The organism is Streptomyces sp. NPDC022552 (assembly GCF_055561875.1).
Map to the genome: position 1 here is coordinate 269,827 of NZ_JBVHGJ010000006.1, position 19,079 is coordinate 288,905.

Here is a 19,079-nt window from a genome sequence, read left to right on the forward strand (position 1 = left end):
GGCGGCACCCTGACGACGGCCTGGCCTCACAGCGAGAGAAGGCGCCCCAGGCCGGGGTCGCCTTCTCGCTGACTGGGCCCTCTTGCCAAGGGCTCGAACTCTCACTCCGACACGAAGCAGCACCGGGGGACACGAGGGCCGGCGATCGAGCGGGTCCGCCGTCGGACGATGCCTAGGACAGGGACGTGGGCCGTCGAGGGGGTGGTACTGCCCGCAGTAGCTCCCACAGGGGTTTGGAGCCGCCGGCCCATTCGGCGAGGACTGCGCGGTTGACCAGGTGCAGTCGTTGGTCGCGGGCGAACTCGACTGCCGGGTTGGTGAACCTGCCGTTGGTGACGAGGACGACGACGTCGCCCTCGTGGACGGGGCGGCCGGTGCCGTTGAGGACCTGCAGGTCCGGGGTACCGATCGCCGCCCCGGCCAGGCCGTCTCGCCGGTGTTTGCACTGGATGACCCACCGCCGTCCGAAAGGGTCGGTCGCTTTCACGTCGGCGCCGTTGTCCCCGGCACCGCCGACCTGCACGGCGTCCGCGCATCCGTCGCGGTGCATAAGGTCCCTCACCGCGTGCTCGAACTGCCGATGGTGCAGCGCGTCCAGCTGCGTCAGCGCGTACCGAAGCCCCTGCGACCGCACCCGTTCCCACTGCGCTGCCCGCTGCCGCCGCACCGCCCAGGCGGCCACCGCCCCGCTTGCGAGGAGCACCAGGACGACCGGAATCCATGGATGGGCGGCGAGGAAATTGACCAGGCCCGTCAGGAGCAGCCACACCAGGAGCACACCGCCGCCGATGAGAACGAGCTGGTCACCACCCGAGTTCTTACGTGAGCGTCGCCTCGCCGGACGGCGTCGCGCAGGGCGCCGGCTCACCTCTCACCCCCGCTCCGGTCCCACTTGATCGGATACGACACTGTCGGAGCCGGCCGCGGAGCGGTCTCCTTCCACCCCGGCCACTTGATCGGGTAGGACACGGTCGGCGCCGGATGGGGCGCCGCCCTACCCGAGCTCGGCCACTTGATCGGATAGGTCACCACCGACGACGACCGCGGAACCGGCGCCCGCTCTGTTCCCGCCCCCCTGCCCGTCGATGGCGGGGAGCTGCCGAACAGCAACACGGCCGCCACGATCCCGATGGCCAACGCGGTCTGCTTCCTCGTGCCGGCCGGCGCTCTCCAGTACGGCCCGACCACGGTCCCGTTCCGCCTGATGTATCCGCTCACTAACGGCAAAGCCGTCCCTCCCCAGGTCACGGCGCGAATCCCGCGCAACAGGTCAATGTAGCGGTCACCACTGACACAGAGTCACCCAAGATCATCGCCACGTGATCCTGGCGGGCGCGCCGGGCCTGGCTGCGATCTCTCGATTTCGTGACCCTGAGGTGAGAGACAGCGAGGGTTTGTGCGTTGGCGCTGGTCAGGGTCCGTTTCAGGGACAGGCCTCACTGTCATGAACGTGAGAGACCCCGGTGTTCCACTGTCACGGGGGTGGTGCTCGTGCAGGTGGCGCACCGGCGCGGAACCGAGAGATCGCAGACCAGCTTCATGCTGCCGAACTCTGCCGCCGAGAGCACCGCTGCCCGCTTCACGTCGGCGCCTTCTGGCGCGGGGCCGGACGGTCCATACGGCGCACCACGACAGGCCCGCGGCCCGCGCGCGTGCCATGGTGGGGAGCGCTCATGTTCCGACGAGACCCGCAGGCAGACGGCAGGTGGCAGCGTGAACGGACCCGGCGTCGACTACCACGCTGTCTTCCAGGCCCTTCCCGCCGGTGCGGCGCTGCTGACGCCGGACCTGGTGTACGCGGAAGTCAACGAGGCGTATCTATCGCTCTCCGGGCGTACCCGGAGCCAGCTCATCGGGCGTTTCCTGTTCGATGTCTTCCCCGACAACCCCGGCGATCCCGCCGCCACCGGCATGCGCAACCTGTACGCCTCACTGCGCCGGGTGGCGGCCACCGGGGAGCGCGACACGATGGCCCTGCAGCGCTACGACGTGGAAGACCCCGAGCGGCCCGGGGTGTGGCAGGAGCGGTACTGGAGCCCGATCAACGTCCCCGTCCTCGCCCCCGACGGCAGCGTGGCCCTGCTGCTGCACCGGGTCGAAGAAGTCACCGAACTCATCCGCGCCCGCGGCGGTCGGACGGGCAGCGATCGCGCACGGGTCCTGGAAGCCGAGCTCTACACCCGCGCCCGGGAACTGCAGGAGGTCAACGAACGCCTGCGCAAGGCCCACGCCCGCGAACGCGAGGTCGCCCTCCACCTGCAGGAGGCGATGCTGCCCGCCCTTCGCCCCCTCGGCCACCACCGTGCAGCGGTGCGCTACCGGCCCGCCAAGGGGGCACTGAACGTGTGCGGCGACTGGTACGACCTCGCCGACCTGCCCGGCAGCGGCCGTACCGCCGTCGCAGTCGGTGACGTCGTCGGCCACGGCCTACGCGCCGCCGGCGTCATGGGCCAGCTCCGCAGCGCCCTGTCCGCAGCCTCCCGCGTCGCCGCCGGCCCCGCCCAGGCACTGGACGTCCTCGGGCTGTACGCCCGCTCCGTCGACGGCGCCGAATCCACCACCGCCGCATCCGTCTTCATCGACTGGAACACCCGCACCCTCACCTACAGCAGCGCCGGCCACCCCCCACCCGCCCTGTGCCGCCCCGACGGCACGGTCGCCTTCCTCGACCAGGCCACCGACCCGCCGCTCGGTGCCCGCCCCGAACACGTCTCCCGCCCCCAGGCCCAGACCGCGTTCACCGACGGCTGCCTTCTCGTCCTCTACACCGACGGGCTCGTCGAACGCCGCCACGAGGACATTGACACCGGCCTCGCCCGCCTCGCCGACTCGATCGCCCGGCACCGCGCCACCGACCCTGACACCCTCGCCGACGCCCTCCTGACCGACCTGATCCCCCCAGCCGGCCTCACCGACGACACCGCCCTCATCGTCGTGCGGCTATGACCCCGCCACCCGCACCCGCACCCGCACCCGCACCCGCACCCGCACCCGCACCCGCACCGGCACCCGCGGCGACAGCGCCCCCATCCGTCGCCGTCGCGCGCCTTCTCCGCGGCGCGGGTGAAACCGGCTGGTCGCAGCCGGGGGCATGTCGGCTCACCGCCAGCTGTCTTCGCCGTCCTCGATGCCGAAGGGGCCGCGCAGGGGGCGTAGGTCGCTGCCGACCGGGACAGCAGTACGGAAGCCTTAGGCCAGGCAGTTGAGGTTGGCGGGCTTGAGCGGGGGAGCCGGGCGACGTCCGCGACCATGACGTCGTGTTCCCGCTTCCAGCGAGCAGCGACGCAAGGCCCGGCAGGGCAACGACAGCACAAGCCGCGGCCGCGGTTGACTGATGGAGCCGGATTCTGCCGAGAGCGACTGGCTCCCGGAGGTGAGCACAGGGTCACTGGGGTGGCTCTTGGTGTGCTTCTGGTGTTGTGCCCTGCCCGATCGAGGTGGATGTGGGCGTCGGACCAGTCGTGCAGGCGGATCTCGTCGGCCAGCTGTCGGGCGATCTTGCTCCGTGCCATAGGTGCTCCTCCCTGCGCTAGTCAGTTGGAACGATCGAGACTAAGTCGGAACTGGTACATCCATGCCAAGCAGTTTTCTCACGGCGGTAGGGCAGAGGATTCCTGGTCGCCGCCGCGCGAAGTGCGTCGTGCCCGCACTCGCGCTGCCCCTCTGGCGCCACGCCGCGCACGGGCGGCACCGGCTCCGCAGCTGGCCCTCAGTCCGTGAGGAAGGCTCCCTCGCGACAAGGGCGGCAGACGAAGACGTAGCCCAGCTGACCGCCGAGGTTCATCGCGGTCTCCCGGGCTATCCCCTCCTCCAGGTGTGCCGCGAACTCCATCGTGTCGGTGCAGGAGGGACACACGGGCAGGCGGTCGTCCTCAAGGTAGGAGGGACTGCCTCCGAGCGACCCGAGCACTTCGCGCTGCTTCCCGAATCGTTCTTCGGGTTCCCGCTTCCAGCCGGAGCGGGCAAGGTCGTAGGCGTCAGGCTCGATTCCTTCCTCGTCGCAGGCGTCGTCGGGGTCGAGCGTCACGACGTGGGTGCGGATGGCGGAGGTGGCGGGCAGCAGCGTCAATCCCGTTTCGGGTACGGCTACCGGCCGCAGTTCCTCCCGGAGAAACAGATAGACCCTGTTCGCGCTGGAGCTCGCGTCCCAGAACTCACACGCCCCGGGGTCGTTCTGGCAGAGGAACACCGACAGGACACCGTCCTCGACGGGGAGATGGGCGAAGAACTGAAGCGGCCCCCCGCAGCCGCACAGGGGCCAGGCGAATCCGGCAGGAGCCAGCGGCACGCCCCCGGTACGCGGGACGTCGGAATCGGCCGGTGCGGAGCCGTCGTAGATCATTAGCGCTGTCTGCATGGCGAGAGGCTACTGGCCGCCTGTGACAGGCCGGGGGAGGGGGAGCGGGCGCCTTGCGCGGGACACCGCGGATTGACCCTCGTCCTGCTCCTCTTCCGCGGGGGTCGGCCTCGTCCGGGCCGCGCAGGGGCCGCAGGCCCTGGGCGGGCTCGCTGGTGGCCATGTCGAACAGGTAGCGGCCCAGGAAGTTGATGTGCGCCGTAGCTCGCCGCTGCAGTGGGGCGCATCGCCCCGGGACCAGGCGGTGTGGGAAAACGTGCTCAGACTGCCGGGGGGCGGGGGTGTGCTGCTGCAGGTGTCGGAGGTGACAGGATCATCGGTGATGGCTACGACTTCACCGAGAATCTCCGCTACTCAACTTGATTGGGTGATGTCGGGTGGCGTGGACCATCGGTCACCTGCGCCGGTGACCGCCGACCCACATGGGCTGGCCCTCGGTGTTGCATACTGTGACCGGCAGAGGGGTCGTCGTCCGACCGAACGGCGATGGGTGGGGCCGATAGGCCACGGGCCAAGCCGGACGATCTAGGCGACCAGCGATGGATGTCGAGGAATGCTGGCACCGCTACGGCCTTGCCCCGTCGGCGGGGACCTCGACGAGATCCGTGCACTCCTGCGGGAGCACACGGCGCATGAGCGACGCTCCCAGGGCGAGGGCGACACCGAGCTGATGAGGCTCTGCTGCTTCCATCTGTTCAACAGCGGCGACTTCGACGACGTACTCCTGATCTGGAGTGCGAAGCAAGCCAGCTTCGACGCAGCGTGCTCGATCGACATCGAATTCCTGCTTGGGCACGGGCTCGACGCGACGAAGGCCCACCTCTCGGCCAACCGTGCACCTGCTGCGGCGGCGGCTCTGGCTCGACTGCGCGAACTCGAGGCAGACGGTGAATTCGAGGGCTTCTCAGTGGAGGAGCGCTCCGCCTCCTACGACCGGTACTACGGCGACTGACGAATCTGCAGCGCCGCTCAGTCGTCCGTGATGAGGCCGGTGCCCGCAAGGCAGCTGTCGACGACATCCGGGCGGTACTGGATCTGCTTGAGCCTGCGCTTCACGGCCCTGGTGATCTGGCCCAGGTCGGCTACGGCGAGGTTGCCGATGTCGCGTTTGACCAGCGACCAGATGCCCTCCCGCGGGTTCAGGTCCGGCGCGTAGGTGGGGAGTTGGAACACTGTGAGCCAGGCGGCATTCGCGGCGACGAACTTCCGCATCCCGGCGGTCAGGTGGAGGCGGACGTTGTCCCAGACCAGCACGATCGGTCCGCCGAGCTGGATGCGGGCACGCACCAAGAGGTCGCGGAGGTCCCGCCAGCCGAAGCCCTTCGGCTCGTCCTTGCGCCCTCGGTACTCGCGGATGGCGTAGATCAGCCGGGGCCGCTCGGCCGACTTGTGGCAGGTCATATCCGCAATCGACACCTGTCCGGAGCCCCGGCCGCGAACCCGGACGACCGGGGTTCGGCCGATCCGTTCCCGGGTTCGAGAGCGCGGCGGCGTCATCGACTGGCCGGCCTCATCCTCGAAGACGATCCAGCCGCTACACGCCGCCGCACAGCTCTTACCCGTGGCCAGACCTCCTTCTTCCACAACTCAATCGCTGCATCGTTGCGCTCGATCGCCCGGCGGGCGGGCTGCTGCCACTACCAGCCGTGCCGCTTCAGCAGCCGCCACGTGCCTTCCACCGTGTACGGAACGTGGAAGTCGACCGATCAGCGTCTTGACTCGCGCCGGCGTCCACCTCTGATCGGCCCAGCCGTGGACGAGTGGTCCACGCTCCAACTCCCGCTCCAGTCTCGCAATCTGAGCCGGGTTGAGCCTGGGGCGTCCGGGCGCACGAGCCTTCTGCGTACCAATTGGTCCCACGGCTGGTAGCCGGTGCCCTGGCGAGCTCTTCGGACAACACTGGGAGCGCCAGGGCTTGCTGCGCCTCGTCTCCTGGAAGAGGCGGGTGTGCCGGAGGGATTCGGGGGCAAGCGGGGAGCTGAACGAGGGCCTCGTTCCAGCCGTCGTCTGCGGATACGCCCCCCACCCGCAGACGACGGCTCTGTCTCGTGCCTCAGGCGGACTTCCACCGAGACGCTTTTTCGCCGCGGTGTCGGCGTACACGTGAACGTGCAGGGCCGCGTACGGATGAACGTGCAGGGCCGCGTACGGATGAACGTGCAGGGTTCCTGATGTGCTGAGGTTCAGGGTTCGGCACTCTGCTGCCTGTTGGTCGAGGTCGCAGAGATGGGGTGGCTGTGGTCGTCCTGGATCCGCAGCGCTGGCTGGAGCTACGGCGCTTTCGTGGCCTGGTCGAGTCCGGAGCGATGAGCCTGACCGAGGTCGCCAAGGAGACGGGCCTGAACTGGCGGACGGTCAGAAAGTACTTGGCAGCCGACCGACCCGCCGCACCTCCGCGCCGGTCGCCGAACGGCCGGTCAGGGGTCAGGGTGATCGACGAGTTCGCGCCGCTCGTCGACTCGATGCTGCGTGCGGAGATTTTGATGAAGGCCGCCGTGATCCACGAGCGGCTCGCCCAGGAGTACGGGTTCACCGGCAACTACCAGCGGACCAAGCTCTACGTCCAGGAAGCCCGGCCCCGGATCGCCGAGGAACTTGGCATCACGCCGAATGAGCTGGCGGGCATGCACCGCCGTTTCGAAGTGATCCCCGGCGCCCAGGCCCAGGTGGACTGGGACGACGAGGGCAAGATCCTCGCCCACATGGGCATCGAGAAGGTCTACTCCTTCCACATGACGCTGTCGTACTCGCGCGACCCGTTCTGCTGCTTCACCACCAGCCAGGACCTGCAGACGTTCTTCGACTGCCACCGCCGCGCGTTCGCGCACTTCGGCGGGGTGCCGATGACGATCGTCTACGACCGGACCAAGACCGTCGTGCGACGCCACGTCGCCCCGGGTGAGGCGGTCCCACTGCACTCGGAAGCGGTCGGGTTCGCCGGCCACTACGACTTCGATATCGACGTTCTGGCCGCCTACCGGCCCACGGGCAAGGGCCGTGTCGAGCGCCAGGTCCTGATCGTCCGCGACCACGTCCTGTCCGGCCGGTCCTTCTCCTCCGTCGAGGAGATGGACGCCGCCTTCATCACCTGGGTCCCGCAGCGACGAGCTCAGGCCCACCGGACCCACCAGCAGATCATCGGTCAACGGGCGGCCCGTGATCACGTGGCTCTCAAGCCACTTCCGCCGACCCCTTATCTGGTGGCCGAGCGGCACCTGCGACCGGTCGGCAAGGACTGCCTGGTCGCCTTCGGCGGCAACCTTTACTCGGTGCCTGCCCGCAGGGTCCGCCCCCGGCAGCTGGTGGAGATCCGAAGTCGCAGATCATGCTGCATTCCACCATTGCGAATGCCGACGGCGAGACGCTGCTGGCGACCCATCCGCGGGCGATCGGCCGCGGGGTCCGGGTCGTCGAAGAGGGCCACTGGGACGGCCTGCCCACGGGCCAGGGGCGCCGGACCACCACCGGCGATGTCCTGCCACAGCCCCGTCGTGAACGTCGATCACGATCAGGCGGGGTTCGGCGAAGAACCTCATGATGCTCGACCAGCGGCCTTCAAGTGCGGCCTTGTGGCACTTGGCGGCGAGTTCGGCGGTTGTGGTGAAGTAGACGCGGTGGCCGGCATCGACCGCGGAGCGGGCGAGTGCGACGGCCAGCATCGTCTTGCCGACGCCGGGCGGGCCGACCAGCAGGACGTGGGAGGCGTTGTCGAGGAACCTCAGGGTGGCCAGGTCGCGGATGAGTTTCTCGTCGACGCCGGGCTGGGCGGCGAAGTCGAAGTCGTTCAAGGTCCATCGCTCTGGCAGGCCGGCGAACCGCAGTAGGAGCTGCCGCCGAGTCCACACCGGCGGACGACTCGGCTTTACGCCCTGCGGCAGCAGTGGCTCTAGCCGGGCCGACTGGCCGTTCGTCAGATCCCCACGTCCCACAGAGCGTGATCGTGCCTGCGTTCGTGCCTGTGGAAGGGAAGGCCAATGAAGACACACACTGACACCCTCCTTGGCCTCCTGGGCCGCAGCTACCGGCTCTTCCCCGCCCTGGCTTCGTATACCGCGAACGCCTCGCGTGCGGCATCAACCGCCTCAAACGCCACCGCGCGGTGGCCACGAGGTATCACAAGCTCGCCGTCCGCTACGAGGCAATAGTGCTGGTCGCAGTCATCAACGAGTGGCTGTGACCAGTCTTAGCTGTTGATGTCGAGTGCTGTCCCGTACAGCCGGGATACCTTCAGGCGGATGACCACCCGGCGCTCGGCGACCAACTGCTCCAGGAACGCGCTCTCATCCTCAGGTTTCGCAGCCTCCGGAATCATCGCGAGGAGCTCTCGCCCGGTCGTGTCCCCCGGCGTGGTCGTGATCTCGGAGACCTCGGCCTCGCCCTCGGCCACGGCGAACGACCACACGTTGCCGCCCGGCACATGCACGGCCGCGCGCGCGTCGCGTCGGAGGTGCTTGACCTTGACGCGGTCGGCAGTGGTGGAGAACCGCACGATGCGCTCCTCGGCGTCCCAGCTGTAGAGCATGGTGGTCAGATGAGGATGGCCAGTGCGCTTATTGGTGGCGAGAGTGCCGAACTGCTGAGTGCTCAGCAGTTCGGAGAGAGCATCGTCGGACAGGGAGCGGGGAGCTGCGGGCTTTTGCGTCATGACGTTCTGAACTCGTGTGTGTGTCTGGGCATTCCACGCTACTCAGAAATGCGTCTACCAACTTTCGCAACAGGCCTCAACCCGAGCGTCACCCAGCACAGCACGTCCCCTCGGGGGAGAATGCCCTCCGAACGGGTGGACACCAAACGGTGCGGGCGACGGTGGAAGAAGCAGTGACCCTGTGGACACTCGAGAAGCAGGTCGACGGCCGTGAGCACTGCGGCATAAGCAATTCCATGCGGGGCATTCGACGTTCTCCTTGACGCTGCCGGGGCCGGGGGTCCTGGCGTCCGGCTGCCAGGGAACTGTCACCATCTCGCGGGACGGCTCCGCGAGGAGGGTTGTGAGGGGAGAGGCATGACCATGATCCTTCCGGCGGAGAAGGAGCTGCGCGAGGTGTTGGCCCGGTTCGCTCAGGCACGCATCGAACACGACGCGTGCCCTACCGGGTCCACGAGGAAGTTGATGCCGGTGGAGTCCAGGAAGGTCACGCCACTCATGTCGGCGACGACCGGTAGCACGGGGCCGTCCTTGGGCAGCAGGGCACCGCGTAGGACGTCTCCTTCCTCGTAGTCGATTAGCCGTCCAGGATGGCGATACGGACGCCGTCGACCACCCCGGTGCGCCGCGGCCAGTCGGGCGGGCCGTCCGGTTTGGTCGTTGCTGGTCATGGTCTCCTCAACGCCGTCTATGCTGCCCTCCGACAGGGCGTGCGCGGTCCGGTTCTGCCCCCACCCGCCCCAGGTTCGGAGAGGCACCCGGCCGCGTGAACGGGAATGAGGATGACTCCAGTGAGACCCTACGCCGACCATGACAGCAGCGCACAGCCTCCTTCAGGCGGGTACCTGATGTGCGCCGGCTACGCGCTCGACGGGGAAGGCGGCTGCATCGCTGACGCCCGCCACCATGCCGCCGCCTTCCTCGACAAGGCCCGCGCCGAGCACGACCTGCCGGTGTCGGAACGCGCGCGGGACCTCACGAGCCTGGTCGTCAGCGAACTGGTGACCAACGCCTGCAAGTACGCCCCCGGCCCCGTTCTGATGGAGCTCCGCGTCAGCATGAGCAGCGTGGACATCGTCGTGTGGGACAGCGACCCGATCATTCCGGCGGCCCGGTCCGCCGATCCGGGCCGGGTTGGTCAGCACGGCATGGAGATCGTCAAAGCCGTCACCGAGGAGCTGCTCATCAAGCAGGAGCCGGTTGGAAAGCGCATCACCGCACGCATCGCCCTGGCCAACGCTCCCAGCCTGGCGTAGACGGCCACCCCTGCCCGGTACGACGAAAGGGCTTCGGCGGTCGGCCGCCGCTCTGCTCACCCGTCGCCCGGTGTGCGTAGCCGAAAGATGAGCCGGACAGGTCCTGGGGCAGGAGCCGGCGCGACCGCGGCGCCGGCTTCCTGGGCCGGGCGTGGGAGCGGGCCCCCCGCAGATGTCAGAGCGGGAGGTCGAGTTGAAGGTCGTGCCTGTGCGATGTCCGAGCTGCCGCCCGACCTGCCACGGCTGCGGACACTGGAGCACTGGCTCGTGCTGGCCTCGGACCGGGTCAGGGCTCCGATAGCCGAGGCCGAGACCCGCGAGGCCGCGATGCGCCCCGTCCGGGTCCTGCCGCAGGGCCCCGGGTGGGTGATCTCCTACCTGCGCTCGACGGTCGCCCGGTCGCGGACAGCGTCCCTATCGAGGACTGCGCGCTCGCCGGCCCGCAGAAGCGACCTCTCAGCGGCGACGACGCTCGCCGCTCGCTCACCGAAGGCGGAATCCGGGCCTGCGGAATCTGCCGACCCTAGTCCGAACTCGGCATCCTCGGCTGAGACTCGAGGGTCATAGGGCTCAAATGAATGTGGCCGTGACCTCGACCAAGTCCGGTTCCTGCACCGCGGCTCAAGAGCTGACACAGCGCGATGGTCAGCGTGCTGCTTCGGCCTCGAGTTCGTCGAGGATCTCCTTGTTGTGTTGCCCCAGTTCGGGTGCGGGGCTGCGGAAAGTGTCCAGTCCGGCCTCGAAAGGTCACCGGAAAACGGGCCTGAGGGCCGGCACCGGGGCGGGCGGGAGTGGTGAAGAGGTCGCGGGCGACGGCCTGCGGGTCGTCGAGGAGTTCGCCGGGGTGGGTGAGCACGGGCGCCCAGGGGGCGTTGAAGGTACTGAGCCGTTGCTGCCACCAGGCGTAGTCCCGGGCCTGGAAGACCTGGCGCAGCAGGTCGTGGACTTCTTGCCGGGCGGCTGTGCGCTGGGCGCGGCGGTCGTAGGCGGGGTGGCCAGGACGGGGAAGTCGTGGGCCAGCTCGGTGCGGAAGCGATGCCAGAACTTGTCCTCGAAGGTGGCGAGTGACAGCAGGCCGCCGTCGGCGGTTTCGAAGACGTCGTTGTCGCCTTGGACCAGGCCGGCGGCCAAGGGGTTTTCGATGTCCTTGAGCGGTAGGGCGAAGAGGGAGCACCAGGCGGTGATGGAGTCGCTCAGGGACACGTCGATGTGCTGGCTCTCGGTACGGCCGGCCAGGGCGACCGCCAGGGCGAGGGCCGCGTGCATGGCTCCTGCGATGTCGCCGACGCGGACGCCGGGGCGGGTGATCTGTCCGTCGATGCGCCCGGGGACGGTGAAGAATCCGGACAGGCCGAGGAGGTTGAGTTCGTGGCCCGGCTTGTCGGCGTAGCGGCCTGTCTGTCCGTAGCCGCTGAGGGAGCACAGGACGATGGCCGGATTCGCTCGGCGCAGGGCGTCAAGGCCGAGGCCGAGGCTGTCGAGGACTCCGGCGGTGTGCACGAGGCGCAGGAAGGTGTTCCGGTCGTGATCCTGGCGCAGGTCGAGGGTCACGGAGCGCTTGTTGCGGTTGAGGGCGTCGAACAGGCCGGGGGCGAAGCGGGCAGGGTCGCCTGTGCCCGGCTCCTCGATCTTGATCACGTCGGCGCCGAGGTCGGCGAGCATGGAGGTGGCGTAGGGGCCGGGCAGGAGCCGGGACAGGTCGAGGATCCGTTTGCCGGCCAGTGCGGACCAGGACGGAGCGGTGGGCGGCTGGTGAGGGTGCATGGGTCTTCCTCAGGGACGACGGGGCAATAGGCAGAGGTTCAGGCCCTGAAGGCGAGGCCCTGGGCGATGCCGTTGCGCTGGATCTCAGAGGTTCCGGTGAGGATGCGGAACATGCGGATCTTCCGGAAGAGGAATTCGACCTCGTTGCCTTGAGTGAGTCCTTCCTTGCCGTGGATCTGGACAGCCTGCTCGAGGATGCGGAAGGCGGATTCGGCGACGAAGAGCTTGCACATGAATGCCTCCGTCCGTACGTCGGCTCCCTGGTCGAGCGCGGTGAGCGCCGCGTACGTCATGGAGCGGGGCGTAGAGCTCGGTGGCCATGTCGGCGACCTTGCGCTGGATGGCCTGGAGCATGAGGAGGGGCTGTCCGCCGGCGACCTTGCGGTGCCGGGTGCGCTCCAGGGTCAGGTCGAGGGCCCGGCGGGTGGCGCCGGGGACCGTGGGGCAGTGCAGGAGACGGTTGGTGGTGACCCGCCCGAGTGCGATCCGCATGCCCTTGCCCTCCTCCCCGAGGAGGTCGGCGGCCGGGACGAAGCAGTCCTCCAGGATGATGTCGCTCTCGATGTGTTCGCCCGACATGGGTGTGGCGCCGGGCTCGACGCGGCAGCCGGGGCTGTCCAGGTCGACAAGGAACGCGGAGAAGGAGGGCTTGTCGCCCTCGGTCTCGCCGGTGCTGGCCATGCGGGCGACGACAATGGCGAAGTCGGCGAAGGGGCCGGCGGAGCTGAAGACCTTGTGGCCGGTGAGCCGGTAGCCCTCGCCGTCGCGCTCGGCGGTGGTGCGCGTGGAGCGGACGTCGGAGCCGGCGTCGGACTCGGTGAGGGAGAAGCAGCAGGCTCGCTCGCCGCGGATGAGCGGCAGCAGGTACTCCTTCAGCTGGTGTTCGGCGGCGTGCTGGAGGATGTCGCCGGCGCGCAGGGGGCCGCCCATGTCGCCGAGGACGCTGTGGACCAGGACGCGTCCGCTGGCGCCGATCTCCTCCTTGAGCGCCGCGAGTGCGGTGTACGAGAGGTTCCGGCCGCCGTACTCCTCAGGCAGGACTCGCGCGGGCCCCGGCTCGCCCGCCTCCCTTTCCCCGGCCACCCGGCCGCCCCGGTCGACTGCGGTCAGACTGCCGCGGCGAGGCAGCGATGAGTGATAGCCACCGTGTTCCACGAGCCGCACACGTCGGACTGCCAGGCCGTCCAGAGCCGGTGGCGGACCGCAGGTTTGGAAGCTCTCGAAAAGCGCAGACGCCTTGTTGACGCAAACCATATATCTGCAGTTAGGAGGCACATCGTGGGCATCATCGCGTGGATTCTCATCGGTCTGATCGCCGGATTCATCGCCAAGGCACTCATGCCGGGCAGGGACCCGGGCGGCATCATCATCACGACCCTGATCGGCATCGCGGGCGGCCTCCTGGGTGGATGGCTCGGCAAGGTCATATTCGGCGTCGACTCCATCGACGGCTTCTTCGAGCTCTCCACCTGGATCGCGGCCATCATCGGCTCCGTGATCCTCTTGGTCCTCTACCGCCTTGTCGCCGGCAACCGACGACACTCCTGATCAGGCCTTCCAGCCCGCATCACGGACGAACCGGACCCGCCCTTCAAGGAGGTCTCGGGCCCGCGGGAGAGGGGTAGCGGGCACCGCACACGACTCACAGGCACACCCGGAGAAATCTCCTGATGGACGAGGATACCGGGACAGGTGCGAGGCGCAGAGGGACAAGGTGACCGACGCGACCCGTCGTGCGTACGGCGGCGACCGCCGGCAACCCGAGCAGTAGGGCGCGGCGCGCAGGGCGGACGCACAGCATCGTGCGCCCGCCCCACTCGGAAGCGAAAGCGCTATCACTGGCGGCTGCCACACAGATGTGCGGAGGCGCGTGCCGGGGTAAGACTGGAGCAATGACGACGATGCTCGGTGCCTTTGTCCTCGGCACGCCCGACCCTCCCGCGTTAGCCGACTTCTATCGAGCCCTGCTGGGGTGGCAGGAAGTCGACCGAACGCCGGAGTGGGTCCGCCTGCGGGATCCAGAACAGGAACGCCCCAGCCTCAGCTTCCAGCTGGAAACCGATCACATTCCCCCCACCTGGCCGCAGCGCCCGGGCTCTCAGCAGATGCAAGCGCACCTGGACCTCCAGGTCGACGATCTGGAGGCGGAGACCGAACGGGCTTGCGCCCTGGGCGCGACGCTCGAGGAATACCAGCCCCAGAAGGACGTGAGGGTTCTACGTGACCCGCACGGCCATCCGTTCTGCCTCTTCCTTCCGGGCGCCTGAACGTCCCTGGCTCGGTGTCCAGACGGCGGCGAACCGGCTGACCGAGGCCCTGGGCTCGCCGCGTGCAGGCCGCGGGTGACGGCATTCGCGGCCGGCCACGCCGTCCGGGCCGGTCTGCTGGTCTACCTGGGAGAGACGTCGATTTCCCTGACGTCCACCCCGACCAGGTCGCCGCGCTCGCCCGGCGCCGGGACATGCCCGTGCTGCTCGACCGGCACGTCCCCCTAAGGGGTGTCTTCAAATGATCTTGGGTGATGGATCATGGTGTCGTGATACGTCGCCATGAACTGTCCGATGCCGAGTGGGAGTTCGTCCGGCCGTTGCTGCCCGAGTCGTTGCGGGGGCGGAAGCGGCTGGACGACCGCAGGATCCTGAACGGGATCGTGCGGAAGTTCCGGACCGGGACGGCCTGGCGGGATGTGCGCGAACGATACGGGCCGTGGGCCACGCTGCACACGCGTTTTCGCAGGTGGGCGGCGGACGGCACGTTCGACCGGATGCTGCGGGCCGCGCAGGCGAAGGCGGACGCGGCGGGCGACATCGAGTGGCTGGTGTCGGTCGACTCCAACGGTCGTCCGGGCCCATCAGCAGGCGGCGGGGGCCCGAAAAGGGGGCTCCGCGACCCGGCCCTCGGCCGGTCCAGAGGCGGTCTGACCAGCAAGATCCACCTGGCCTGCGACGGACGGGGCCGGCCGCTCGCTCTTGTCGTGACGGGCGGCGACGCGAACGACTGCACCCGGTTCACCGCCGTGATGGAGGCGATCCGGGTGCCCCGGATCGGACCTGGGCGGCCACGGGTCAGGCCCGGTCACGTCCTGGGTGACAAGGGGGCTACAGCTCGAAGGCGATCCGCGCCTGGCTTCGCCGTCGGGGCATCGCCCACACGATTCCCGAGCGGGCCGACCAGGTCCGCAACCGGGCCCGGCGAGGCAGCCGAGGTGGCCGCCCGCCGGCCTTCGACCGCGAGGCCTACAAGCACCGCAACGTCGTCGAACGGTGCTTCAACCGCCTGAAGCAGTGGCGCGGCATCGCTACCCGTTACGACAAGACCGCCCAGTCCTACGAAGCGGCCGTCACCCTTGCCTCACTCCTGATGTGGGCGTGACATTTGACGACAGAACCTGGGCAGTGTCTGACAAATGATCATGAATTGGTTCGCGGAGCCAGAGGATCAGCGAGGCCAGGATGACTCCGGCGCGGTAGCGGTCGGCGAGCTTGTCGAACCTGGTCGCGATCGCGCGGAACTGCTTGAGGCGTGCGAAGCATTGTTCGACCAGGTTGCGGTCGCGGTAGACCTCCTTATCGAAGGCCCCCCTCACCACCCGCTGCGGGCTCGGCACGCCCTGTTATCGAAAGATGTTCCGCCCCAGATGGGATGCGGGTTACCGTCCCTGCACGCAAGATCCCTTCAGGGGGAGCACGACATGCACGTCGTCGAATCCGAAGCCCGCCCTGGGCGCCCACCCGGTGTCACCAGCCCGGGCGGGTACCACGTGGGCCCTCCTGTGCGACGGTTGCCTTGCTGTTGCTCAAGGCACGTCTATGGGCTCGTAGAGCACGTCGGTTCTGAGAATTGTTTTCGTACCCTCAAGAAGCGGGGCCGAGTCGTGAAGCGTCCGATGCCAGAAGAGGAGCGCATCGCCCGGTTCGGGGCGGTGGGCGCTCAATATTTCCTCAGGCTCTGCGAGTCGGGGCCAGTCCGAGAAGTCGCGTTGCGCAAAGGGAAGGTCGTTCTGCTTGTCGGCGATGAACCGCGTTTCTCCGCCCACTGCCTCATACGACAGGTAGACGACGACCGTCAGGTGAGTTCGCGTTCCGTCGGGGGCGAAATAGGGTGAATCGTAGTGCGGGACAAGAAATCCGCCGTGTTCGTACGTGATGAAGCGCATACGCGGATTGACGGACGCCGGCTTCCAGTGCCTTCCGTCTGAATCCGTCGGATCGTCCGGTCCTACTTCAGACGACAGAAACGTCCGCAGCCTGCGGTAGAACTCTGCCGCCAAGACTTCGGAGTCAGCCGTGGCACGGAGAGAGCCGACCGGATCTCCCTCTGCGTAGTTGGCGGCAATGCCGTCTAGGCCCACCGGCACAAAGCGCTGGGCAGCGAGTTCGGCCGCGAATACCTCCACTTCAGCCGGAGTGAGGAAATGGCGGATCACCCTGGCATCGACGTGGGGGATCTCCGACTCGGTCGGGGCCCATGAGTCATCGGCGGATATTCGGCTCAGCGTTTCTTTGGAGAGGTCGAAGGGATTTACCGGAATTCCGAACATGCTCACTTTTCCGTCCTGAGGTCATTGTCGATGCCACCGTGGCCGCGGCCCCAAGCGTCCAGAACGGCCGCGGGCGGCACAGTGAGGTGAATGGCGGGACTGCCGGCCACGTACTTGTGCTCGTTGAATCTGTGGAGGTACTCCAAGCGTGCTGCCGGTTCCTCGAATTCGAGGTGGGCGAATTCCGGCCAACTCTTTTTGTGTGATTCTCTCTCGCCGGACGGGATCGTGAGCCGTTCCGGATAGAGCTCGACGAAGTCGTACGAGGCCCGCACTCGACACTTCTCGCGAACGTAGTCGGCCGCTTCGAACGCTCGGACTGAGCGGATTCCGGAAAGGCAATCGAGGAGAACAGGGTGCAGCGTGGAGGAGGGCGGAGGGGGACTGGCGTGGCGCACGAAACGCTCCTGGCGGGTGGATTTCTCCGGGATGAGAGGGGTTGCGCCATCCGAGTTCACACTTCGATCGACGCGCTTCTTCGCGTCGGCACGCGGCGCCACGAGCGCCGGAGTCTTCGAGGGTTTGAAGTGCACGAGCGGTGGATCGGAGAGCAGGGATCGTGCATCAGGGATCAGGCGCTGGGGTGCCGCAGCGTTGAAATGAGGACCGCCTTGTGTTGATCTCTGCCGGTGGTCCGGTGGTCCGGTGGTCCGGTGGTCCGGTGGTCCGGTGGTCCGGTGGCAGGCGGCCGCCGGGTGGCTGGTGCGCGCGCCGGCATGGCTCCGGGCTCGTGCTCGACGTCACGGCCGTGCGCGCGGCGGCGGATCGAGGCCCCTGGAGTCAATGCCCGCAGGGAGCAGGGGCCGCTGAGCGATTATCGTCATGATGACGAGATTAGACTGGGGTGAACCCACAAGGCAAGCAGGACGTCCCCAACGCGGCGGAAGGGGGCGGGAGGCGGGGCGGGGACCGGCTCGGGGGACTACCGATGCGCGGTAGTCCCAAGCAGCGCTGAGCCGCTCCGTACCGGGTGACCGCACGTGCGGTGTGGGAACACCGCTCTGACGCGGGGCCAGGCCGCCCGGCGTCGTTGTCCGTTGCCAATGAAGTTGGTCGAGTGCGGTGTCCTGACCTGGGTCTCTGATAATTATCTTGTGGCAGGTCGAGGTGGGTTGACGGACGCGGTGTGGGAGCGGATAGAGCCCTTGTTGCCGCAGGTGGATGGGCGTGGTCGGCCGAGGCGTGATCACCGGCAGGTGGTCAACGGTGTGCTGTGGCGGTTGCGGACTGGGGCTCCGTCGCGTGACCTGCCCGAGCGGTATGGGCCGTGGCAGACGGTCTACGAGCGGTTCGCCCGCTGGGAGGCGGATGGCACGTGGGCAAGGCTGTTGGAGCATGTGCAGGTCCGCGACGACGCGATGGGCCAGGTGGAGTGGACCGTCGCCGTCGACTCCACGGTCAACCGTGCCCACCAGCACGCCGCCGGCGCACGTAAAAGGGGCCGCTGACGGGGACGAACTGGAAGATCCGGGCCGCTCGCAGACGCGCCAGGCCCTCGGCCGGTCCCGAGGCGGGCTGACCACCAAGGTCCACCTCGCCGTCGACGGCCGGGGCCTTCCCCTGTCCATCGTGCTCACGCCCGGCAACGTCAACGACGCCACCGCCTTCGGTCAGGTCCTCGAAGGTATCCGCGCTTCGATAGCCGGCACTGGCCGCCCGCGCACGACCCCGCCCCGAGTCCTGGGTGACAAGGCCTACTCCAGCCGGGCGATCCGGCACCTGTTGAGGCGCCGCGGTATCGCCGTCACGATCCCCGAGCGCCGCGACCAAGCGGCCAACCGCCGGCGCCGGGGGCGCCACGGCGGCCGGCCGCCCGCATTCGACAAGGAGGTCTACCGCGACCGCAACGTCGTCGAACGATGCTTCGCACGCCTCAAGCAGTTCCGCGCGATCGCGACCAGGTTCGACAAGCTCGCCGACCGCTACCGCGCCGGAGTTGTCCTCGCCTCGCTGATCCTCTGGCTCCGCGAACCAGTCCGTGATCATTTGTCAGACACTGCCTAGGCCCCAACCAGGCCGCGATCCGCCTCGGCGTGCGCCGGGCCGACTTCGACCAGGCCACGAGGCTCGGGTCTAGCCCAGCCCCCGTCGGACCTGTTGGAACAACAGGTCCGCCCGGGGCTGACGTGTACCTACCGTGCTTTGGTCAAGAACCAGCCGAGCAGAGCTGGGTCGGCAGCCCCCGCCGGGTCCAGGACCGCCCCGCCGTCCTTCGGATGTCCCGTCCGGCGGGCCGGACGTGTCAGACGATCGGGTGGCCCGGAGTCGGCGTCGCCGGGTGGACGGAGCTGGACTCGCGCGGGGGCGAACGGCGCCACGGCGACGCCCGTGCCCCGGTAGAGGAATGAGCCGCTCTTGCCGTAGGCGAACAGGCTGTTGCGTCCGTCGCGGTCCACGTCGCCCATGCCGCCCGGCGCCCGGGTCACCCCCGCGCACTTGCTGATCGCCCCCTTCGTCCTCTCGCTGCTCATCACCGCTCTGTAGTACGACCCCCCCGGCCCATGAGATGTGTTCGCC

General features: G+C 68.3%; 18 protein-coding genes and 6 pseudogenes. 10 read left to right on the forward strand and 14 right to left on the reverse strand.

Going from position 1 to position 19,079, the window contains the following annotated elements; translation table 11 throughout:
* Nucleotides 1-172: 172 nt before the first annotated feature.
* Nucleotides 173-868, reverse strand: coding sequence for a restriction endonuclease (locus ACZ3OF_RS18960; RefSeq protein ID WP_361681848.1), 696 nt, complete (start codon nt 866-868; stop codon nt 173-175).
* A gap of 845 nt (nt 869-1,713) precedes the next feature.
* Here ACZ3OF_RS18960 and ACZ3OF_RS18965 point away from each other — a divergent pair.
* Nucleotides 1,714-2,946: a PP2C family protein-serine/threonine phosphatase gene (locus tag ACZ3OF_RS18965; RefSeq protein WP_361681851.1), complete on the forward strand. Its 1,233-nt coding sequence runs from the start codon at nt 1,714-1,716 to the stop codon at nt 2,944-2,946.
* A gap of 763 nt (nt 2,947-3,709) precedes the next feature.
* On the opposite strand, the gene ACZ3OF_RS18970 is transcribed toward ACZ3OF_RS18965, so the two are convergent.
* Entirely contained in the window at nt 3,710-4,357 is a 648-nt protein-coding gene (locus tag ACZ3OF_RS18970) for a YwqG family protein (protein WP_467305695.1), read from the reverse strand.
* Nucleotides 4,358-4,910: 553 nt separating this feature from the next.
* On the opposite strand from ACZ3OF_RS18970, the gene ACZ3OF_RS18975 reads away from it, so the two are divergent.
* The gene (locus tag ACZ3OF_RS18975) at nt 4,911-5,309 is read left to right on the forward strand and encodes a hypothetical protein (protein ID WP_467305697.1); all 399 of its coding nucleotides are present in this window, start codon (nt 4,911-4,913) and stop codon (nt 5,307-5,309) included.
* 17 nt (nt 5,310-5,326) lie between these two features.
* On the opposite strand, the pseudogene ACZ3OF_RS18980 reads toward ACZ3OF_RS18975, so the two are convergent.
* Nucleotides 5,327-6,187 (reverse strand): annotated as a pseudogene (locus ACZ3OF_RS18980) (IS630 family transposase); the annotation flags it as partial.
* A 476-nt stretch (nt 6,188-6,663) separates the two neighbouring features.
* On the opposite strand from ACZ3OF_RS18980, the pseudogene istA reads away from it, so the two are divergent.
* Nucleotides 6,664-7,611, forward strand: a pseudogene (istA, locus tag ACZ3OF_RS18985) (IS21 family transposase); the annotation flags it as partial.
* A 69-nt stretch (nt 7,612-7,680) separates the two neighbouring features.
* Here istA and ACZ3OF_RS18990 read toward each other — a convergent pair.
* Both ACZ3OF_RS18990 and ACZ3OF_RS18995 read right to left on the reverse strand, forming a co-directional pair.
* The gene (locus tag ACZ3OF_RS18990; RefSeq protein WP_467305849.1) at nt 7,681-8,343 is read right to left on the reverse strand and encodes an ATP-binding protein; all 663 of its coding nucleotides are present in this window, start codon (nt 8,341-8,343) and stop codon (nt 7,681-7,683) included.
* Between the two features lie 197 nt (nt 8,344-8,540).
* Nucleotides 8,541-9,002 carry a TIGR03618 family F420-dependent PPOX class oxidoreductase gene (locus ACZ3OF_RS18995; protein WP_361681860.1) on the reverse strand — a complete coding sequence of 154 codons (462 nt, stop codon included), beginning with the start codon at nt 9,000-9,002 and terminating at the stop codon, nt 8,541-8,543.
* A gap of 363 nt (nt 9,003-9,365) precedes the next feature.
* Here ACZ3OF_RS18995 and ACZ3OF_RS19000 point away from each other — a divergent pair.
* Nucleotides 9,366-9,459: pseudogene (locus ACZ3OF_RS19000) on the forward strand (DUF5133 domain-containing protein); the annotation flags it as partial.
* On the opposite strand, the gene ACZ3OF_RS19005 reads toward ACZ3OF_RS19000, so the two are convergent.
* A complete protein-coding gene (locus tag ACZ3OF_RS19005; RefSeq protein ID WP_467305864.1) occupies nt 9,416-9,673 on the reverse strand; it encodes an STAS domain-containing protein in 258 nt (85 codons plus the stop codon). The pseudogene ACZ3OF_RS19000 and the gene ACZ3OF_RS19005 overlap by 44 nt on opposite strands.
* A gap of 177 nt (nt 9,674-9,850) precedes the next feature.
* On the opposite strand from ACZ3OF_RS19005, the gene ACZ3OF_RS19010 reads away from it, so the two are divergent.
* Nucleotides 9,851-10,258, forward strand: coding sequence for an ATP-binding protein (locus ACZ3OF_RS19010; protein WP_467305851.1), 408 nt, complete (start codon nt 9,851-9,853; stop codon nt 10,256-10,258).
* Between the two features lie 362 nt (nt 10,259-10,620).
* On the forward strand, nt 10,621-10,785 hold the full coding sequence (locus tag ACZ3OF_RS19015) for a DUF6233 domain-containing protein (protein ID WP_361681865.1): 165 nt from the start codon (nt 10,621-10,623) through the stop codon (nt 10,783-10,785).
* On the opposite strand, the gene ACZ3OF_RS19020 is transcribed toward ACZ3OF_RS19015, so the two are convergent.
* The 4 genes and pseudogenes from ACZ3OF_RS19020 to ACZ3OF_RS19035 form a co-directional block, all read right to left on the reverse strand.
* The gene (locus ACZ3OF_RS19020; protein ID WP_361681883.1) at nt 10,782-11,300 is read right to left on the reverse strand and encodes a CoA transferase; all 519 of its coding nucleotides are present in this window, start codon (nt 11,298-11,300) and stop codon (nt 10,782-10,784) included. The two genes, ACZ3OF_RS19015 and ACZ3OF_RS19020, sit on opposite strands and share 4 nt — an antisense overlap.
* Nucleotides 11,279-12,022, reverse strand: a pseudogene (locus ACZ3OF_RS19025) (CoA transferase); the annotation flags it as partial. The pseudogene ACZ3OF_RS19025 and the gene ACZ3OF_RS19020, both read right to left, overlap by 22 nt.
* 38 nt (nt 12,023-12,060) lie before the next feature.
* Nucleotides 12,061-12,315 (reverse strand): acyl-CoA dehydrogenase family protein, encoded by a 255-nt coding sequence (locus ACZ3OF_RS19030; RefSeq protein ID WP_467305700.1) that lies wholly within the window; start codon nt 12,313-12,315, stop codon nt 12,061-12,063.
* Between the two features lie 67 nt (nt 12,316-12,382).
* Nucleotides 12,383-13,276: pseudogene (locus tag ACZ3OF_RS19035) on the reverse strand (acyl-CoA dehydrogenase family protein); the annotation flags it as partial.
* A 24-nt stretch (nt 13,277-13,300) separates the two neighbouring features.
* On the opposite strand from ACZ3OF_RS19035, the gene ACZ3OF_RS19040 reads away from it, so the two are divergent.
* From ACZ3OF_RS19040 to ACZ3OF_RS19050, 3 genes are all read left to right on the forward strand, one after another.
* Nucleotides 13,301-13,570, forward strand: a complete 270-nt coding sequence (locus tag ACZ3OF_RS19040; RefSeq protein ID WP_361681871.1) for a GlsB/YeaQ/YmgE family stress response membrane protein — start codon at nt 13,301-13,303, stop codon at nt 13,568-13,570.
* Nucleotides 13,571-13,914: 344 nt separating this feature from the next.
* On the forward strand, nt 13,915-14,289 hold the full coding sequence (locus tag ACZ3OF_RS19045) for a VOC family protein (RefSeq protein ID WP_361681874.1): 375 nt from the start codon (nt 13,915-13,917) through the stop codon (nt 14,287-14,289).
* A gap of 272 nt (nt 14,290-14,561) precedes the next feature.
* Nucleotides 14,562-15,394, forward strand: a protein-coding gene (locus ACZ3OF_RS19050) for an IS5 family transposase (RefSeq protein ID WP_467305854.1) whose coding sequence is annotated in 2 segments (ribosomal slippage) — nt 14,562-15,116 and nt 15,119-15,394 — 831 coding nt in all. Because the reading frame shifts where the segments join, the coding sequence is not laid out codon by codon here.
* Here ACZ3OF_RS19050 and ACZ3OF_RS19055 read toward each other — a convergent pair.
* The 3 genes and pseudogenes from ACZ3OF_RS19055 to ACZ3OF_RS19065 all read right to left on the reverse strand — a co-directional run.
* Nucleotides 15,363-15,599: pseudogene (locus tag ACZ3OF_RS19055) on the reverse strand (hypothetical protein); the annotation flags it as partial. The gene ACZ3OF_RS19050 and the pseudogene ACZ3OF_RS19055 sit on opposite strands and share 32 nt — an antisense overlap.
* A gap of 219 nt (nt 15,600-15,818) precedes the next feature.
* The gene (locus ACZ3OF_RS19060; RefSeq protein ID WP_467305703.1) at nt 15,819-16,562 is read right to left on the reverse strand and encodes a 2OG-Fe(II) oxygenase; all 744 of its coding nucleotides are present in this window, start codon (nt 16,560-16,562) and stop codon (nt 15,819-15,821) included.
* Between the two features lie 2 nt (nt 16,563-16,564).
* Nucleotides 16,565-17,095, reverse strand: a complete 531-nt coding sequence (locus tag ACZ3OF_RS19065) for a hypothetical protein (protein ID WP_467305704.1) — start codon at nt 17,093-17,095, stop codon at nt 16,565-16,567.
* A gap of 561 nt (nt 17,096-17,656) precedes the next feature.
* On the opposite strand from ACZ3OF_RS19065, the gene ACZ3OF_RS19070 reads away from it, so the two are divergent.
* A protein-coding gene (locus tag ACZ3OF_RS19070; RefSeq protein WP_467305856.1) for an IS5 family transposase occupies nt 17,657-18,566 on the forward strand; the annotation gives its coding sequence in 2 pieces (ribosomal slippage) (nt 17,657-17,997 and nt 17,996-18,566; 912 coding nt in all).
* A gap of 128 nt (nt 18,567-18,694) precedes the next feature.
* On the opposite strand, the gene ACZ3OF_RS19075 is transcribed toward ACZ3OF_RS19070, so the two are convergent.
* Nucleotides 18,695-19,033 carry a hypothetical protein gene (locus tag ACZ3OF_RS19075; protein ID WP_467305706.1) on the reverse strand — a complete coding sequence of 113 codons (339 nt, stop codon included), beginning with the start codon at nt 19,031-19,033 and terminating at the stop codon, nt 18,695-18,697.
* Between the last annotated feature and the right edge of the window lie 46 nt (nt 19,034-19,079).

Excerpts from the sequence above, each read along its gene's own strand:
- ACZ3OF_RS18995 (WP_361681860.1), bottom strand. The coding sequence starts at position 9,002 with ATGACGCAAAAGCCCGCAGCTCCCCGCTCCCTGTCCGACGATGCTCTC.
- ACZ3OF_RS18975 (WP_467305697.1), top strand. The coding sequence starts at position 4,911 with ATGCTGGCACCGCTACGGCCTTGCCCCGTCGGCGGGGACCTCGACGAG.
- ACZ3OF_RS19060 (WP_467305703.1), bottom strand. The coding sequence starts at position 16,562 with ATGTTCGGAATTCCGGTAAATCCCTTCGACCTCTCCAAAGAAACGCTG.
- ACZ3OF_RS19005 (WP_467305864.1), bottom strand. The coding sequence starts at position 9,673 with ATGACCAGCAACGACCAAACCGGACGGCCCGCCCGACTGGCCGCGGCG.
- ACZ3OF_RS19075 (WP_467305706.1), bottom strand. The coding sequence starts at position 19,033 with ATGAGCAGCGAGAGGACGAAGGGGGCGATCAGCAAGTGCGCGGGGGTG.
- ACZ3OF_RS19010 (WP_467305851.1), top strand. The coding sequence starts at position 9,851 with ATGTGCGCCGGCTACGCGCTCGACGGGGAAGGCGGCTGCATCGCTGAC.
- ACZ3OF_RS18970 (WP_467305695.1), bottom strand. The coding sequence starts at position 4,357 with ATGCAGACAGCGCTAATGATCTACGACGGCTCCGCACCGGCCGATTCC.
- ACZ3OF_RS19045 (WP_361681874.1), top strand. The coding sequence starts at position 13,915 with ATGACGACGATGCTCGGTGCCTTTGTCCTCGGCACGCCCGACCCTCCC.
- ACZ3OF_RS19030 (WP_467305700.1), bottom strand. The coding sequence starts at position 12,315 with ATGACGTACGCGGCGCTCACCGCGCTCGACCAGGGAGCCGACGTACGG.